The sequence below is a fragment of the Actinoplanes sp. HUAS TT8 genome (assembly GCF_051380535.1).
Lineage (GTDB): Bacteria > Actinomycetota > Actinomycetes > Mycobacteriales > Micromonosporaceae > Actinoplanes.
On the sequence record NZ_CP195646.1, the window covers coordinates 2,242,923 to 2,259,815 of the forward strand.

The 16,893-nt window shown below is 69.2% G+C and carries 17 protein-coding genes; 9 read left to right on the top strand and 8 right to left on the bottom strand.

Annotation, left to right across the window (positions count from 1 at the left end; genetic code table 11):
* The first annotated feature begins 2 nt into the window (after positions 1 to 2).
* The 6 genes from ACSHV8_RS09775 to ACSHV8_RS09800 all read left to right on the top strand — a co-directional run bounded on the left by ACSHV8_RS09775 (position 3) and on the right by ACSHV8_RS09800 (position 8,792).
* Positions 3 to 1,472: a non-reducing end alpha-L-arabinofuranosidase family hydrolase gene (locus tag ACSHV8_RS09775; protein ID WP_436531543.1), complete on the top strand. Its 1,470-nt coding sequence runs from the start codon at positions 3 to 5 to the stop codon at positions 1,470 to 1,472.
* Between the two features lie 67 nt (positions 1,473 to 1,539).
* On the top strand, positions 1,540 to 3,831 hold the full coding sequence (locus tag ACSHV8_RS09780) for a beta-L-arabinofuranosidase domain-containing protein (RefSeq protein ID WP_436531544.1): 2,292 nt from the start codon (positions 1,540 to 1,542) through the stop codon (positions 3,829 to 3,831).
* A gap of 22 nt (positions 3,832 to 3,853) precedes the next feature.
* Positions 3,854 to 5,230, top strand: coding sequence for a non-reducing end alpha-L-arabinofuranosidase family hydrolase (locus ACSHV8_RS09785; RefSeq protein WP_436531546.1), 1,377 nt, complete (start codon positions 3,854 to 3,856; stop codon positions 5,228 to 5,230).
* Between the two features lie 410 nt (positions 5,231 to 5,640).
* Positions 5,641 to 7,116 (top strand): endo-1,4-beta-xylanase, encoded by a 1,476-nt coding sequence (locus tag ACSHV8_RS09790; protein WP_436531548.1) that lies wholly within the window; start codon positions 5,641 to 5,643, stop codon positions 7,114 to 7,116.
* Positions 7,117 to 7,227: 111 nt separating this feature from the next.
* Positions 7,228 to 7,746 carry a DUF3558 family protein gene (locus ACSHV8_RS09795; protein WP_436531550.1) on the top strand — a complete coding sequence of 173 codons (519 nt, stop codon included), beginning with the start codon at positions 7,228 to 7,230 and terminating at the stop codon, positions 7,744 to 7,746.
* A gap of 173 nt (positions 7,747 to 7,919) precedes the next feature.
* Complete coding sequence (locus ACSHV8_RS09800) at positions 7,920 to 8,792, top strand: fructosamine kinase family protein (protein WP_436531552.1); 873 nt, start codon at positions 7,920 to 7,922, stop codon at positions 8,790 to 8,792.
* Here the strand turns inward: ACSHV8_RS09800 and ACSHV8_RS09805 are convergent.
* Both ACSHV8_RS09805 and ACSHV8_RS09810 read right to left on the bottom strand, forming a co-directional pair.
* Positions 8,789 to 9,244 (bottom strand): NADAR family protein, encoded by a 456-nt coding sequence (locus tag ACSHV8_RS09805; protein ID WP_436531554.1) that lies wholly within the window; start codon positions 9,242 to 9,244, stop codon positions 8,789 to 8,791. The genes ACSHV8_RS09800 and ACSHV8_RS09805 overlap by 4 nt on opposite strands.
* Before the next feature lie 43 nt (positions 9,245 to 9,287).
* Positions 9,288 to 10,118 carry a helix-turn-helix transcriptional regulator gene (locus ACSHV8_RS09810; protein ID WP_436531556.1) on the bottom strand — a complete coding sequence of 277 codons (831 nt, stop codon included), beginning with the start codon at positions 10,116 to 10,118 and terminating at the stop codon, positions 9,288 to 9,290.
* 102 nt (positions 10,119 to 10,220) lie between these two features.
* Between ACSHV8_RS09810 and ACSHV8_RS09815 the strand changes: the two genes are divergently transcribed.
* Positions 10,221 to 11,054 (top strand): oxidoreductase, encoded by an 834-nt coding sequence (locus ACSHV8_RS09815; RefSeq protein WP_436531558.1) that lies wholly within the window; start codon positions 10,221 to 10,223, stop codon positions 11,052 to 11,054.
* A 97-nt stretch (positions 11,055 to 11,151) separates the two neighbouring features.
* On the opposite strand, the gene ACSHV8_RS09820 is transcribed toward ACSHV8_RS09815, so the two are convergent.
* Both ACSHV8_RS09820 and ACSHV8_RS09825 read right to left on the bottom strand, forming a co-directional pair.
* A complete protein-coding gene (locus ACSHV8_RS09820; RefSeq protein ID WP_436531560.1) occupies positions 11,152 to 11,319 on the bottom strand; it encodes a hypothetical protein in 168 nt (55 codons plus the stop codon).
* A 214-nt stretch (positions 11,320 to 11,533) separates the two neighbouring features.
* A complete protein-coding gene (locus ACSHV8_RS09825; RefSeq protein WP_436531561.1) occupies positions 11,534 to 12,112 on the bottom strand; it encodes a TetR/AcrR family transcriptional regulator in 579 nt (192 codons plus the stop codon).
* Positions 12,113 to 12,203: 91 nt separating this feature from the next.
* Between ACSHV8_RS09825 and ACSHV8_RS09830 the strand changes: the two genes are divergently transcribed.
* Positions 12,204 to 12,650 (top strand): anthrone oxygenase family protein, encoded by a 447-nt coding sequence (locus ACSHV8_RS09830; protein ID WP_436531563.1) that lies wholly within the window; start codon positions 12,204 to 12,206, stop codon positions 12,648 to 12,650.
* A gap of 80 nt (positions 12,651 to 12,730) precedes the next feature.
* Here ACSHV8_RS09830 and efeU read toward each other — a convergent pair whose 3' ends face one another.
* The 3 genes from efeU to ACSHV8_RS09845 all read right to left on the bottom strand — a co-directional run bounded on the left by efeU (position 12,731) and on the right by ACSHV8_RS09845 (position 15,488).
* Positions 12,731 to 13,564 carry an iron uptake transporter permease EfeU gene (gene efeU / locus ACSHV8_RS09835; protein ID WP_436531564.1) on the bottom strand — a complete coding sequence of 278 codons (834 nt, stop codon included), beginning with the start codon at positions 13,562 to 13,564 and terminating at the stop codon, positions 12,731 to 12,733.
* 65 nt (positions 13,565 to 13,629) lie between these two features.
* Positions 13,630 to 14,349: a polysaccharide deacetylase family protein gene (locus ACSHV8_RS09840; protein ID WP_436531566.1), complete on the bottom strand. Its 720-nt coding sequence runs from the start codon at positions 14,347 to 14,349 to the stop codon at positions 13,630 to 13,632.
* An 11-nt stretch (positions 14,350 to 14,360) separates the two neighbouring features.
* The gene (locus tag ACSHV8_RS09845) at positions 14,361 to 15,488 is read right to left on the bottom strand and encodes a glycosyltransferase (protein ID WP_436531568.1); all 1,128 of its coding nucleotides are present in this window, start codon (positions 15,486 to 15,488) and stop codon (positions 14,361 to 14,363) included.
* Positions 15,489 to 15,578: 90 nt separating this feature from the next.
* On the opposite strand from ACSHV8_RS09845, the gene ACSHV8_RS09850 reads away from it, so the two are divergent.
* Positions 15,579 to 16,202, top strand: a complete 624-nt coding sequence (locus ACSHV8_RS09850) for a DedA family protein (protein WP_436531569.1) — start codon at positions 15,579 to 15,581, stop codon at positions 16,200 to 16,202.
* Here the strand turns inward: ACSHV8_RS09850 and ACSHV8_RS09855 are convergent.
* Positions 16,178 to 16,861: a response regulator transcription factor gene (locus ACSHV8_RS09855; protein WP_436531571.1), complete on the bottom strand. Its 684-nt coding sequence runs from the start codon at positions 16,859 to 16,861 to the stop codon at positions 16,178 to 16,180. The genes ACSHV8_RS09850 and ACSHV8_RS09855 overlap by 25 nt on opposite strands.
* Positions 16,862 to 16,893: the final 32 nt, after the last annotated feature.

Consider the following 16,893-nt stretch of genomic DNA (forward strand, 5'->3'; position numbering starts at 1 on the left):
ACATGCCATTACGTCTGAAAGTGTTCGCCGCGACGATGATGCTCGCCGCCGCCGGTGGCGTCGCGGTCACCGCCTCGGCCGCGTCGGCCGCGACGATCGACACCAGCGCCTCCTACGTGCTGGTCAACCGCAACAGCGGCAAGGCGCTGGACCTGTACAACCTGGCCACCAACGACGGTGCCCGGATCACCCAGTGGACCCGCAACGACCAGTCCCAGCAGCAGTGGCAGTTCGTCGACTCGGGCAGCGGCTACTACCGGCTCAAGTCCAAGCTGTCCGGCAAGGTGCTCGACGTCTACAACCTGTCGACCGCCGACGGCGGCGCGATCGTGCAGTGGACCGACAACAACACCACCAACCAGCAGTTCAGCATCCAGGACATCGACGGCTACATCCAGCTGATCAACCGCAACAGCGGGAAGGCGGTCGAGGTGCAGGGCGCCTCGACCGCGGACAGCGCCAACATCGTGCAGTACAGCGACTGGAACGGCGCCAACCAGCAGTGGCAGCTCGTGAAACTCGGCGGCGGTGGTGGTACCCCGAGCTCGCCGCCCCCCTCCGGATCCTGCACGCTGCCGTCGACCTACCGCTGGTCGTCGACCGGTTCGCTGGCCAACCCCAAGTCCGGCTGGGTCTCGCTGAAGGACTTCACCGTCGTCCCCTACAACGGCAAGCACCTGGTCTACGCGACCACGCACGACACCGGATCGACCTGGGGCTCGATGAACTTCAGCCCGTTCACCAACTGGTCGGACATGGCCTCGGCGAGCCAGAACGGGATGAGCCAGGGCACGGTCGCGCCGACCCTGTTCTACTTCGCGCCGAAGAACATCTGGGTGCTCACCTACCAGTGGGGTGGCACCGCGTTCTCCTACAAGACGTCGAGCGACCCGACCAACCCCAACGGCTGGTCGTCGGCGCAGCCGCTGTTCACCGGCAGCATCTCCGGCTCCGGCACCGGGCCGATCGACCAGACGCTGATCGGCGACGGGTCGAACATGTACCTGTTCTTCGCCGGGGACAACGGCAAGATCTACCGCGCGAGCATGCCGATCGGGAACTTCCCGGGCAGCTTCGGTTCGTCCTACACGACGATCATGAGTGACTCGACCAACAACCTGTTCGAGGCGCCGCAGGTCTACAAGGTGCAGGGCCAGAACCAGTACCTGATGATCGTCGAGGCCATCGGTGGCAACGGCCGCTACTTCCGGTCGTTCACCGCGAGCAGCCTGAGCGGGTCGTGGACGCCGCAGGCGGCGAGCGAGAGCAACCCGTTCGCCGGTAAGGCCAACAGCGGCGCGAGCTGGACCAACGACATCAGCCACGGCGAGCTGATCCGGTCCACGGCCGACCAGACCATGACGATCGACCCGTGCAACCTGCAGCTGCTCTACCAGGGCCGCTCCCCGAGCTCGGGCGGCGACTACGGGCTGCTTCCGTACCGGCCGGGCGTACTCACGCTGCAGCGGTAACCGATCCACCCCGATGGGCCGGCCCCCTTCCGGCCCATCGGGGCCCCTTTCCCCGTCAGGAGTCCCCATGACCCCGTTCCCGATCAGCCGCCGACGCCTGTTACAGGCCGCCGGAGCCGGCGCGGTCGCCACCACGCTCGGCGGCGTCACCCCGGCCCGGGCCGCGGCGGTGACCCCGGCCCGCGCCGACCTCGGCGTCTCGGCCTACCCGTTCGCGCTCGGCCAGGTCCGCCTGACCGCCGGGCGCTGGCTCGACAACCAGAGCCGCACCCTCACCTACCTGCGGTTCGTCGACGTCGACCGGCTGCTCTACAACTTCCGGGCCAACCACGGCCGATCCACCGGCGGCGCCGCCGCCAACGGCGGCTGGGACGCGCCGAACTTCCCCTTCCGTACGCACATGCAGGGCCACTTCCTGACCGCCTGGGCCCAGGCGTGGGCCGCCCTGGGCGACACCACCTGCCGGGACAAGGCGAACTACATGGTCGCCGAATTGGCCGCGTGCCAGGCGTCCAACGGTTACCTCTCCGGGTTCCCCGAGTCCGACTTCACCGCCCTGGAAGCGCGCACCCTGAGCAACGGCAACGTGCCCTACTACTGCGTCCACAAGACCCTCGCCGGGCTGCTCGACGTGTGGCGGCTGATCGGCAACACCACCGCCCGCGACGTCCTGCTGCGCCTGGCCGGCTGGGTCGACACCCGGACCGCACGGCTCAGCAGCAGCCAGATGCAGGCGATGCTGGGCACCGAGTTCGGCGGCATGAACGAGGTGCTGGCCGACATCTACCAGCAGACCGGCGACTCCCGGTGGCTCACCACGGCCCAGCGCTTCGACCACGCCGCCGTGTTCGCTCCGCTCGCGTCCGGGACCGACCAGCTCAACGGGCTGCACGCCAACACCCAGGTGCCCAAGTGGGTGGGTGCGGTTCGCGAGTACAAGGCGACCGGCACGACCCGCTACCGCGACATCGGGCTCAACGCCTGGAACCTCACCACCGGCGCGCACAGCTATGTCATCGGCGGCAACAGCCAGGCCGAGCACTTCCGCGCCCCGAACGCCATCGCCGGGTATCTGACCAACGACACGTGCGAGCACTGCAACACGTACAACATGCTCAAGCTGACCCGCGAGCTGTGGCTGACCGATCCCGGTCGCGCCGCCTACTTCGACTTCTTCGAACGGGCGCTGCTCAACCATCTGATCGGCGCGCAGAACCCGGCCGACAGCCATGGGCACATCACCTACTTCACGCCGCTGAAGGCCGGTGGGCGTCGCGGCGTCGGGCCGGCCTGGGGCGGCGGGACCTGGTCGACCGACTACAACAGCTTCTGGTGCTGCCAGGGCACCGGCGTCGAGACCAACACCAGGCTGATGGACTCGATCTACTTCTACAACGGCACGACCCTGACCGTGAACCTGTTCACGCCGTCGGTGCTCAGCTGGGCCGAGCGCGGCCTCACGGTCACCCAGGCCACGTCGTACCCGGTCGGCGACACCACCACGCTGACCCTGTCCGGCACGATGAGCGGGTCCTGGAGCATCCGGGTCCGCATTCCCGGCTGGGCCACCGGCGCGAGCCTCGCGGTCAACGGCGTCACCCAGAACGTCAGCGCCACCGCGGGCAGCTACGCCACCGTCACCCGGACCTGGGCGGCCGGGGACGTGCTGACCGTGCGACTGCCGATGCGCGTGATCCCGCAACCCACCAACGACAACCCCAACATCCAGGCCATCACGTACGGCCCGGTGGTGCTGGCCGGCAATTACGGCAGCACCACGTTGTCCGGCAACCCGGTGCTGACCGTGTCGTCGATCGCCCGGACCGGCACCAGCAGTCTGGCCTTCACCGCGACCGCCAACGGCGCCACGGTCAACCTCGGTCCGTTCCACGACGCGCAGGGCTTCAACTACGCCGTCTACTGGAACACCTCCGGAGACGTCTCCTACAAGCTGGTGAACGTCGCGTCCGGCCTGGTCCTGGGCGTGCAGGACATGTCCGTGGCCGACGGTGGCTCGGCCGTCGTCTGGGGTGACACCGGCACCGCCGACCACCTCTGGGTCCAGATCGCCGACAACGGCGCCGTGCGGTTCCGCAACGTCAACAGCGGCAAGGTCCTCGGCGTCGAGAACATGGCCACCACCGACAACGCCCGCGTCCTGCAGTGGGCCGACAACGGCACCGCCGATCACCGGTGGATCCCGGTCGCCAACAGCGACGGCTCCTACCGCCTGCGCAACGTCAACAGCGGCAAGGTCCTGGCCGTGCTGAACGCCTCGACCGCCTGGGGGAGTCAGGTCGTGCAGGACTCCGACAACGGCAGTGCCGACAACAACTGGCGACTCGTACGGGTCGCCTGATGCTCGTCCGAACGGAGAGATCATGATCAGATCCAGGCTCCTGATGTCGGCCGGCGTCGCCGTGCTGGCCTCCACCGCGGTCGTCGCGGCGATGCCCGCGGACGCGGCCGCGGCCGGCTGCTCGGTGAAGTACGCCGTGTCCTCGCAGTGGCAGGGCGGCTTCAACGCCGACGTGTCGATCACCAACCTCGGGGACGCGGTCTCCAGCTGGGCGCTGACCTGGTCGTACGGTTCCGGCCAGACGGTCACGCAGGCGTGGAACGCGACGGTGACGCAGAGCGGATCGGCGGTGACGGCGAAGAACGTGAGCTACAACGGTGCGATCGCGACCGGCGGCACCGTGTCGTTCGGTTTCACCGGGGCGTGGAGCGGGGCCAACCCCGTACCGTCGAATTTTGCTGTGAATGGGGTGAATTGCGGCGGAGGGACCGTGCCCTCCAGCCCGCCCCCGTCGTCGCCGTCCTCCTCGCCCTCGCCCTCGACGTCCGGTGGCACGTGCACCCTGCCGTCGAGTTACCGCTGGTCGTCGACGGGTTCCCTGGCCAATCCCAAGTCCGGCTGGGTGTCGCTGAAGGACTTCACCAACGTCGTCTACAACGGCAAGCATCTGGTCTACGCGTCCAACGTCTCCGGCTCGGGCTACGGCTCGATGAACTTCGGCCTGTTCACCAACTGGTCCGACATGGCCTCGGCCAGTCAGAACGGGATGAGTCAGGGCACGGTGGCGCCCACCCTGTTCTATTTCGCGCCGAAGAACATCTGGGTGCTCGCCTACCAGTGGGGTCCGACCGCGTTCAGCTACAAGACCTCCAGCGATCCGACCAACGCCAACGGCTGGTCGTCGGCGCAGACGCTGTTCACCGGCTCGATCACCGGATCCGGCACCGGCGTGATCGACCAGACGCTGATCGGCGACGGCACCAACATGTACCTGTTCTTCGCCGGGGACAACGGCAAGATCTATCGGGCCAGCATGCCGATCGGGAACTTCCCGGGCAGCTTCGGCTCGTCCTACACGACGATCATGAGCGACTCGACCAACAACCTGTTCGAGGCGGTCGAGGTGTACAAGGTGCAGGGTCAGAACCAGTACCTGATGATCGTCGAGGCGATCGGCAGCCAGGGCCGCTACTTCCGGTCGTTCACGGCGAGCAGCCTGAGCGGGTCGTGGACGCCGCAGGCGGCGAGCGAGAGCAACCCGTTCGCCGGTAAGGCCAACAGCGGCGCGAGCTGGACCAACGACATCAGCCACGGCGATCTGGTCCGCACCAACCCGGATCAGACCAAGACCGTCGACCCGTGCAACCTGCAGCTGCTCTACCAGGGCAAGGACCCGAGCGCGGGTGGCGCCTACGACCAGCTGCCGTGGCGGCCGGGTCTGCTCACGCTTCAACGGTAACCGGTGGGGAGCCGGCCCGGTGCGCTTCGTCTGGTACGAGCGCGCCGGGCCGGCGTTTTTTGTTATGTGCGGCCCTCACGGAAAGTCGGCGGCAATGCAATTCTCGGATTTTTTGCCGAAACTTTCGGAATTGCTCTTCTGTGTTACGCCGGAGATCTCGTTGTTGCGTTGATCAGGATCCCTGTAACTGCAGGTGAGGGCGGCTTTATCTGCTTTCTTAAGTCTCTGATACTTCCGGAATATTTCCGGAAGCACTTGTTTCGGCGGTGTTACCGTGCCAGCATTGCACTGCATTGAAGCCCGTCTTTACGAGATGGCTCTGCGGTCAACCGACTTTCTTTCGCGTGCACGGTCCCCGCCGTGTGCGTGATCCTTGGCGGCCTCGCGCGGAGCCGATGAGGGAGGCCTTCGTGACCACCGAATCCCCGATCCGCCAACGGTCGACGAGACGCCGGGCGCTGCTGGCCGCCGGCGCCGCCGCCGTCGCGGCCCTCGGCGTCCTGCTCGTGGCCCCCGGCGCCAACGCCGCGGCCAGCACCCTGGGCGCCGCCGCCGCGCAATCCGGCCGCTACTTCGGTACGGCCATCGCCGCCAGCCGGCTCAACGACAGCACCTACTCCACGATCGCCGGCCGCGAGTTCAACATGATCACGGCCGAGAACGAGATGAAGCCGGACGCCACCGAGCCGTCACGCGGCCAGTTCAACTTCAGCGCCGGCGACCAGATCTACAACTGGGCGACCCAGCGCGGCCTGAAGGTGCGCGGCCACACGCTGGCCTGGCACTCCCAGCAGCCGAGCTGGTGGTCGGGCCTGAGCGGCAGCAGCCTGCGCCAGGCGATGATCGACCACATCAACGGCGTGATGGCCCACTACAAGGGCAAACTCGCCGCCTGGGACGTCGTCAACGAGGCGTTCAACGAGGACGGCAGCCGGCGCAACTCCAACCTGCAGAACACCGGCAACGACTGGATCGAGGTCGCGTTCAAGACCGCCCGCAACGCCGACCCGAACGTCAAGCTCTGCTACAACGACTACAACATCGAGAACTGGTCGTACGGGAAGACGCAGGGCGTCTACAACATGATCCGCGACTTCAAGTCCCGGGGCGTGCCGATCGACTGCGTGGGCCTGCAGACCCACTTCACCGGCGGCAGCTCGCTGCCCTCCAACTTCCAGACCACCCTGCAGAACTTCGCCTCCCTCGGCGTGGACGTAGCCCTGACCGAGGTCGACGTCACCAACGCGTCCACCTCGCAGTACTCCGGACTGACCCAGGCCTGCATGAACGTGTCCCGCTGCATCGGCATCACCGTCTGGGGTGTCCGCGACAGCGACTCGTGGCGCTCCGGTGAGAGCCCGCTGCTGTTCGACGGCAACGGCAACAAGAAATCCGCCTACACCTCGGTGCTCAACGCTCTCAACGCCGCCGGACCGGGCCCGTCCTCGCCCGCCCCGAGCGGCAGCACCGGATCGCCGTCGCCGTCACCGTCGACCTCCACCCCGCCGGCCGGCGGCGGACGGATCGTCGGCGCCCAGTCCGGCCGGTGCATCGACGTGCCCAACGCGACCCAGACCAACGGCACCCGGGTCCAGCTCTACGACTGCAACGGCCAGAGCAACCAGGCCTGGACGTACACCTCCAGCAAGCAGCTGACCGTGTACGGCAGCCGGTGCCTGGACGCGGCCGGCTCCGGCAACGGCGCGGCCGTGCAGATCTACGCCTGCAACGGCCAGACCAACCAGCAGTGGAACGTCAACAGCAACGGCACCATCACCGGAGTCCAGTCCGGGCGCTGCCTGGACGTCTGGGGCACCGGCAACGGCCAGCAGGTCCAGCTCTACGACTGCAGCGGCCAGGCCAACCAGCGGTTCGGCCTGAGCTGATCCGGCCCTCGGGGAGACGGTGTGCTCCCACGCCGTCTCCCCGAGGCCCGCTGGCACGATCGTGTGATGTGACCCCTCGGCCGATCCTGCGATGATCACCGAGTGAGATCAATGAGTCACACGGTCGTTGCCGGCGTTTCCCTTCTCGCCCTGCTCGGCGCGGCCGCGGGCTGCTCCAGCGACACCAGCACCAGCGCGGATCAACCCGCTGCCGCCGGCGCCCCCGCCGCGGCCAAGACCAAGAAGACCCCGGCCGTCGACTCCTGCACCCTGCTCAAAGCCGCCGAGGTCAAGGACATCATCGGCGCCAACGACGGCGGCCAGCCCGGCAACGGCGTCGGCGAGAGCGTCTGCACCTGGGAGAACCAGGACAACTACCACTCGGTGACCGTGAGCATCGGCAGCCCGAAAACCACCCTCGACGGGAAAGTGCCGGTCGACGAGGTGGCCGGCCCGGGCGAACCCGGCCCGGACGGCATCCGGTTCGCCAGCGACAACACCGCCACCTACGTGATCGGCGACCGCGTCTGCTACGTCCAGGTCGTCACCGACCCGACCAGCAACAAGGACCGCGACATCGACATCCGCCTCATCAAACTGATCCGCGCCCGCACCGCCGGCAAGCTCTGACCCGCGATACCGCTTTCGCCCTCGGGCTCGCGTCCGATGTGCGTGCGCGAGGCCCGCTCCCGTCCGTGGAGCGGGCCTTTCCCGCGGAGAACCCACCGGTCACGGACCTCCCCGGCACAACGGGCAGCCGCCGGGCCCAGGTTCCTCAGGGCCATCCGAAAGAGGACCTTCCCGTGACTTTCCTGCTGGACCGCCTGCATCGGGCGGGTATGACCGACGTCGTCTCGGTCGAGGCGGTGGCCGGCGGGCTGGCCGCCGTCGCGGGTATCGCCAGGCGGCGGGACGGGTCGGCGGTGTTCGTCAAGGCGTTCGCCGAGACCCCGGAGGACGACGTCTTCGCCGCCGAGGCCGAGGGGCTGACGGCACTGCGGGAGCTCGGCGGGGTGGCGACGCCCGAGGTGATCCGGGCCGACCGGGAGCTGCTGGTGTTGTCGGTGCTGCGGCCGCGGCCGTCCGATGAGGGTTTCTGGGAGCGGTTGGCGCACGCGGTCGCCCGGCTGCATACGAGTACGACCCATCCGCGCTTCGGCTGGCATCGTGACAACTGGCTGGGCCGTCGCCGGCAGGTCAACACGTGGGCCGATGACGGTTTCGCGTTCTTCGCCGAGCATCGGCTGCTGCGGTGGCTGGGGGAGCCGCGTGTCGAGGCGGCCCTGGACGCCGGTGACCGGGCCGCCCTGGAACGTCTGTGCACGCGCCTGCCCGACCTGCTGCCGGATCGGCCGGCCGGTCTGACCCACGGTGACCTGTGGACTCAGAACGTCATGGCCACGGCCGACGGGCGGCCGGCGCTGATCGACCCGGCGGTGTCCTACATGTGGGCCGAGGTCGACCTGGCCCACGTGTGGACGACGGCGCCGCCGCCCGAGGCGCGACGGTTCTTCGCGGTCTACGCCGAGTTGACCTCGCTGGACGGGGGCTGGCCGGACCGGATGCCGATCATTCAGTTGCGGCAGCACCTGGCCGTGCTGGCTCAGTTCGACGACGACTGGGGTGCGGCCGACCTGATCCGCGCCACTCTCGCCCCGTTCCGGCCGCGCCGTTAGCGCTGCCCGGGGCCGGGCTCGCGCAACTGGTTGCGGGTCTGCGCCAGGATCCGACCGAGCATGTTCCGGCCGTTCCCGGTCCGGCCCCGGCCCCAGTAGTGGTCGGTGGTGGTGTCCTCGACGATCTCTTCGTCACCGGTGGACAGCAGGATGTCCCGGATGTCGGCGTGGGCGCGGAACTTGGTGCCGACTGCCCGGCGCATCACGTCGTCCTTGACCCGCTCCCAGTCCCTGCGCAGGGGTTTCGACGAGTCGCGGCCCAGCTCGGCCGCTCGCAGTGGTGTGCGAGCCCGCCGCACGAGATCCGCGTGGCGGGTGCCCTTGAATTTCTGCGCCTGGAAGTAGTGTTCCGAGGTCGGCCACCAGACCCCGTCGAGGTCGAAGCCGTGATCGGAGAAGTTCGAGAAGCACCCGTAGGGGACCTCGTCGGCGCCGTAGAAGTAGATCGTCACGGAAACCTCGCGGGTGTCGCGGAAACCGGCAGAGTAACCGCACTCACCGCGCGGACATCTCCTGGGTGCCGATGGCGGCCAGCAGGTCGAGTTTGCCGCGGGCGTCCGTGCCCGGCCGCGGGGTGTAGACGACCAGGTGCAGGTCGGAGCCCTGGGTGGTGAGCACGTCGCAGTCCAGGGCGATGTCGCCGACCTCCGGATGTTCGACGATCTTGCTGGCGCCCTGGTGTGCGGCGACCGATCGGCGGGTCCACAGCTCACGGAAGCGCGGGCTGCGGTGCAGGCGCGCGATGAGCGCGGTCACGGCCGGGTCGTCCGGGTAGCGGCTGGTGGTTCCGCGCAGGTCGGCGACCAGGGATTCCTCGAACGCGGCCCGTTCGGCCGGGCTCTGCCGGATCCGGCTCATGCTGCCCTCGAAGTGCATGAGCAGCACGTTTCGGGCTTCCGGGCCGCGCACGGTCGGGTCGCCGAAGGTGGCCGCGAGCAGCGGATTCCAGTGCAGCAGCTGCCAGGCGGCGTCGTAGACGGCGAGCGGGTGGCCGTCGAGCCGTTCGATGATCCGGTACAGACTGCCGGGGATGATCCGGGGGACCCGGTCCGGGCCGGCGGCGTGCCCGGCCAGGCGCATCAGGTGGGCCTGCTCGTCGTCGGTGAGCCGCAGCGCGCGGGCCAGCGCCGAGCAGACCTGGGCGGACGGTGTCGGGGCGCGGCCCTGTTCGAGACGGACCACGTACTCGGCCGAGATGCCGGCCAGCACGGCCAGTTCCTCGCGGCGCAGGCCGGGCACGCGGCGCGGCGAGTGGTGCGGCAGCCCGGCGGCGGCCGGGTCGAGGCGGTCGCGCCAGGAGCGCAGCGTCGCACCGAGTTGATCCATGGGTTCCATGCTGCCACCGGTCGCCGGTACCAGCCTGGTACCGGTTGTACCAGGACGATCCGTAGCTGCCGGATCCGGTTCGGGCGCAGCACGATCGGTGGCATGAACCGAGACACCATCACTCTTGCCGACGACCTGGTCCTGACCCGCATGGGTTACGGCGCGATGCAGCTCGCCGGGCCCGGCGCGTTCGGACCGGTGCGGGACCGGGCCGAGGCCGTGCGGGTCCTGCGCACCGCCGTCGGGCTGGGCATCAACCACATCGACACCAGCGACTTCTACGGCCCGGTGGAGACCAACGAGATCATCCGGGAGGCGCTTCATCCGTACGCGGAAGATCTGCGCATCGTCACCAAGATCGGCTTTCGGCGTGGGCCGGACGGCAGCTGGGACCCGTCGCCGGACAACCTGCGTGAGCAGGTGCAGGACAACCTGAAGCACCTCGGGCTGGATGCGCTCGACGCCGTGAATCTGCGCGTGGAGGGGCCGGGGTCACTGGCCGACCGCTTCGGCGAGCTCGTCGAGATGCGACGGGAGGGTCTCGTACGCCATCTGGGTCTGTCGAATGTGACCGCGGAGCAGGTCGCCGAGGCGCGGGAGATCGCCCCGGTCGTCTTCGTGCAGAACCTCTACAACATCGTGCTGCGCGACGGCGACGCCCTGATCGACGAGCTGGCCGCCGACGGGATCGGGTTCGTGCCGTTCTTCCCGCTGGGCGGTTTCACCCCGGTGCAGTCCGGGGTTCTGGAGGAGGTGGCCGCCTCGGTCGGCGCGTCGGTGCAGCAGACCGCGCTGGCCTGGTTGCTGCGGCGGTCGCCGAACATCCTTCTCATTCCCGGTACGTCATCGGTCGCGCACCTGCGTGAGAATGTCGCCGCCGCGGACCTCGACCTGCCGGATGAGGCGCTCGCCCGATTGAACGCCTTGGTGAACTGAATACGCCATTGCGGGTCGTGACCATGCGACTGCGAAACGCACGACCCCAACAAATGATTACCGGATCGTCATGTCCTGATCACCACTCGTACAAGGGTCAGCCACCGATCACCCGCACGGCCCAGACCAGCGCGAAGCTCGGCACCGCCATCACCGCGAGGACCACGCCGACCATGGCGAAGACCGTGCCGGAAAGAGAGCCTATTCGCTCCCGGAAGGGTGCACTTTGGATTTGTACATCGGTCTCGTACTCGAAATCGAACATGGCTGGAACGGTACACGAAACTGTCCGTTCGGGCCGAACGCCATCATCGATTCGTTATTTTCTGAATAGACATCGGGCCATGCACCGCCCGCCGGGGACCGAGTCCGCCAAAAGCCTTCTCGGGCCCGGAAATCTACCCGAAATACCCCGGCAGGCTCACGGCCGGTTCCAGTCGCGTCGCGGGGCGTGGCCCCGGCCGGGCCGGCGAGGTGTCTCAGATCACGGCGAGTCGATCGACCAGAAGTGCGATCCGCCGCTCGGCGTCCTCGGCCGGTAGCCGCCCGGCCCGGGTCAGCGTGGCCAGCCCGTGCAGGGCGGCCCAGAACAGCTCGGTGAACAGCCCGGGGGAGACGCCGTCGCCGGTGACCTCGCCGAGGTTCTCCAGCAGGGCGGTGAAGGCGTCCTTCAGCGGTTCCGGAGTGTCGTCGCGCGCCCAGGCCAGGCCGCCGTCGAGCTGGAACATGGCGTCGTAGACGGCCGGGCTGCGGGTGGCGAAGTCGAGGTAGGCGCGGGCCAGGGCGGTGACCCGGGCGTGCGGGCCGTCCGCGCCGGCGGCGGCGGCCCGCAGCGCCGCGGCCATCTCGGTGGCGCCGGTCAGGGCGATCGCGCCGATGATCTCCCGCTTGCCACGGAAGTGGCTGTACAGAACCGGCTGGCTGTACTCGATCCGCTCGGCCAGCCGGCGGGTGGTGACCGCGTCCCAGCCCTGCTGCTCGGCGATCTCGCGGGCGGTGGCCAGGATGAGGCGCTCGCGCTCGGCCCGTTCGCGTTCCTTGCGTTCCTGCACTGACATGACCCGATCCTAGCACCGCTAGCCAATCGAGCGGCAGCAATGCTAGCGTTGGCACATCAGCTATCAACGCTAGAATTCAGGAGGAGTCGTCATGCTCAGCGCACTCCAGGTGCTCACCGTCGTGGTCGTCGGCGTCATGGTCGGAGTGGAGTTCTCCGTCGCCTTCGTCATCAACCGGATCCTCGACGCCCTCCCGGACGACAGCTCCCAGCTCGGCCGCGCTCACGGCGGCCGGATGCTCGGCGCGCTCATGCCGTTCTGGTACATCGGCTCGCTCGTGCTGGCCGCGATCTGGGCCGTCGCCGCGTGGCACCACGACGGCACCGGTCTCGTCGTCGTCGCCGGCGGCCTGCTGATCCTCAGCGTGATCATGTCGATCCTGCTGCTCGTCCCGATCAACAACCGCAGCAAGACGTGGACCCCGCAGACCCGGCCGGCCGACTGGAAGCAGCAGCTGAACCGCTGGGACCGCTTCCACTACCTGCGGGTCGCCGTCATCATCGCCGCGTTCGCCCTGCTCGTCGCCGCTCTCGTCTGAGGCCGGCGGGTGACCGGAAAGATCCGCCCCCGGAAGCCGGGCTTCCGGGGGCGAACCCTTTCCAGGGGAGAGAGGAAGGCTTATGCGGCGACCGCGGTCCGCTTTCCGGCCGGGCGCAAGAACAAGATCAAGACCACGATGGCGTACGTGGTGAACGCCGCGACCTCGAGCACGGTCGCCACCGGGGTGATGTTGACGGTGGCCGCCAGCAGCGTGCCGTACCAGGAGGCCGGCTCGATCGTCGCCGACCAGTCGTAGGCGACGGTGGTGGAGCCGGGCAGGTAGCCGGCGACCTGGAAGCCGTGCACGGCGTACTTGGCGATCCCGGCCGCGACCACCACCAGCAGCACGCCGGTGGCGGTGAACAGCCGGCCGAGGTTGACCCGGGCGACCGCCGCGTACATGAGCACGCCCAGCAGTACGGCCGAGACCACGCCGGCCAGCATGCCGAGCAGCGGCGCCACGGTCTCGCTGGCCGCCTGCGCGGCCGAGAAGACCAGCAGCACCATCTCGACGCTCTCCCGGATGACCGCGACGAACGCGAGCGCGGCGACCGCGTACCGGCCCAGGCCGAACGCCTCGGTGAGCTTGCCGGTCAGCTCGGTCTTGATGGTCCGCGCGCTGCTGCGCATCCAGAAGATCATCCAGGTGACCATGGCCACCGCAAGCAGCGAGGTGACGGCCTCGAACAGCTCCAGCCGGACGCCGGAGAGCACGGACGTGGCGACGTAGGTCAGGATCGCGCCGAGTGCGGCGGCGCAGACGATCGCCAGGGCGACCCCGATCCACAGGGGGAGCAGGCCGTCCCGGCGCTGGGAGCGGGCCAGCAGCGTGACCAGGATGGACACGACGAGCGCGGCCTCCAGGCCGTCACGCAGACCGATGAGATAACTGGCGAAGAACGCGCCGCCCACGGAGACATCCCCAAGTTAGTAGCCTTACCTGACCTGGCCAAGCTCCTACATTTCGTAGGAGATTGTCAAGCGGCGGCCAGGCCGTGCTCGCTCAGCGGGCCGACCGCGAAGCCCCGGGCCCGGCAGTGGACCAGGATCGCCGGCAGCGCGCCGATCATCGACTCCCACGAACGCGCGACGGCCGCGTGGTCGCTGTCGTGCAGCAGGATCGTGCCACCCGGGGCGAGACCGCGGCGCACGGCCCGGAACACCGAGTCCGAGGTGGCGCTCCGCGTCCAGTCCCGGCCCCAGCAGGTCCAGAGCACCGGGGCCAGGCCGAGCCGGCGGGCCCCGACCAGCGCCGCGGTGCTGGCCACCCCGTAGGGCGGGCGCCACCAGCGCGGCTCCTGCCCGGTGACCGCGGTGATCGCGGCGGTGGCCCGGGCCAGGTCCTCGACGGTCTCGGCCGGGCCGCGTTTGAGCAGCAGCCGGTGCTCGTAGCCGTGCACCGCGACCTCGTGCCCGGCGGTCACGATCGACCGGGCCACCGTCGGGTGCCGCTCGGCCATCTCGCCGAGAAGGAAGAACGTCGCGCGTACGCCGTGGGCGTCGAGAATGCGCAGCAGCCGCGGCGTCGCCTCCGGGTGCGGGCCGTCGTCGAAGGTCAGCGCGACGTGACCGGGGGAGCCGATCCCGGACAGCGCGGGCAGCAGGCGGCGGCGCAGCGGTCCGATCGCGGCGAGCGCGGGTCCGGCGTGCGCGGCGGCCAGGGCGGTGACGACTCCGGCGGTGGCGGCGAGTTTCATGGCGAGGCCTCTCAGGCGGGGATCAGGGTCGTCCGGCGGTCGTGGAGGGCGACGACGTCGGCGGCGTCGAGGTCGTCCCGGAAGGTCGTGAAGACGTCCTGCTGCCGCTGCCGGGACGGCCCGTCGACGGCGGCGTACAACTCGGCGGCGAGCTCGACCCGGGTCTGCGGCCACGGCGACAGCCGGCCGGCGGCCAGGACCGCCGCGTTGGCGGTGCCGTGCCCGGGCAGGCAGCGGTAGCTGATCACCGGGACGCCGCTGGCCATCGCCTCGGTGCTGGACAGCCCGCCGGCGTTGTGGACGGCGACGTCGGCCGCGCGCAGCAGATCGGGCATCGTGTCGACCCAGCCGAGCGCGACCGCGGTCCCGGTCTCGTGCAGGCGTCGCCGCAGCGTCTCGTTGCGACCGCAGACGACCACCGGCAGGGCCGCCCCGGTCGCGGCGATGTCGGCGGCGGTCCGCTCGACGTCACCGACGCCCCACGATCCGGCGATCACCAGGGCCAGGCGTTCGTCGGCGGGCAGACCCAGCCGCCGCCGGATCGCCGCCTTCTCGGCACGGTCGTACACGGGCCGGAACGCCGGGTCGACGATCGGGGACACGGTCAGGACCGGCGCGTTCATGGCGTGGATCTGGTCGGCCGTGTGCCGGCCGGGCGCCAGGTGCAGGTCGATGCCGTCGGCCACGCAGAGCGGGTGCACCGACGGGTCGGTCATGACCGCGGCGGCCGGCACGGTCAGCCGCCCGCTCCGGCGCAGCCGCCCCAGCACCTGGCTGGCCAGCGGATACGTGGAGACCACGGCGGACGCGTCGGCGCCGATCGCGGCCAGCATCCGGGTCGCGGCCAGCCCGGACGACAGCGCGCCGGCGCCGGCCGACATCCGCGGCCCGGCCATCTTGTCGAGCAGCCAGCCCCAGCTGTCCGGCACGGAACGCAACTGGCGGGCATAGGTGTCGCGCAGGGCCCGGCCCAGCCCAGCCGGGAGCATGTCGAGGAAGTCGTGCCGGACCGAGGGAACACCCCGCTCGGTGAGCCGGCGGGCGAGCTCCCGGGCGGCGCCGTCATGACCGGCCCCGATACTGGCCGAGAAGATCACGACGGGCGGGGTGGCGGGTCGGCGGGGCGGTCGCGCTGTCATGGCCGGAACGATGGTCGCGCCGGACTGAGGATTTCCTGAACGCGGACGCCTTCAACGGTTTCTCAGCTTCCCGCTCCTACCTTGCGGGACATGCATTCGCTGCTCGATCCTCAGTCGCTGATCACCACGGTCGGCCTGGCCGGAATCCTGGCGATCGTCTTCGCCGAGTCCGGCCTGCTCGTCGGGTTCCTCCTGCCCGGCGACTCGCTGCTGTTCACCGCCGGGCTGCTCGTGGCCGGGGGCACGCTGCTGCATCAGCCGCTGTGGCTGGTGTGCCTGCTCGTGTCGGTCGCCGCGGTGCTCGGCGACCAGGCCGGCTACCTGTTCGGCCGCAAGGTCGGGCCGGCCCTGTTCCGGCGGCCCGACTCCCGGCTGTTCAAGCAGGAGAACCTGGCCAAGGCGGGCACGTTCTTCGAGCGGCACGGTGCCAAGTCGCTGGTGCTGGCCCGCTTCGTGCCGGTGATCCGCACGTTCACGCCGATCGTGGCCGGGGCGGCGCTCATGCCGTACGGCAAATTCGTGATTTTCAATGTCGTGGGCGGCGTGCTCTGGGGCTGCGGCGTGACCACGCTCGGGTATTTCCTCGGGCAGATCGCGTTCGTGAAATCGAACATCGAGCTGATCCTGATCGGCATCGTCGCGGTGTCCGTCATTCCGGTCGCCGTGGAAATCCTCCGGGCCCGCCGCGCTCAGCCCTCCTCGGCCAGGCGATAACCGGCGCCGCGGACCGTCTCGATCGCGGCCCGGCCGAACGGGTGGTCGATCTTCTTGCGCAGGTAACCGATGTACACCTCGACGATGTTCGGATCCCCGTCGAAATGCGCGTCCCAGACGTTCTCGATGATCGCGGTCTTGGTCATCGCCTGCCCGCGATGCCGCATCAGGAATTCGAGCAGGGCGAACTCGCGCGGCGTCACCGAAACGGGCGTGTCGCCGCGCAGCACCCGCCGCTCGGCCGGATCCAGCGAGAGGTCACCGGCGCGCAACACCGCAGGTCGCTGCGGTGCACCGCGACGGATCAGCGCACGCAGACGGGCGATCAGAACGACGAACGAGAACGGTTTGATCAGGTAGTCGTCGGCCCCCAGATCGAGAGCGTCGGCCTGGTCGTACTCGCCGTCCTTGGCCGTCAGCATCAGGATCGGCGTCCACACCTCGCGGGTCCGCAACTGCCGGCAGACCTCGTATCCGGACAGGCCGGGAAGCATGATGTCCAGCACGATCGCGTCGTAGGAACCGTGCGGATTCTCGGTCGCGGTCCACAAACCCTCGGTCCCGTCATGGACCAGATCGACGGTGAACCCCTCCCGGGCGAGCCCGTCGCGGATCGTCTCCGCCATCGCCACTTCGTCCTCGACCACCAGCACTCGCATGCGCGCACCCTTTTTCATTCGACCTGAGAAAC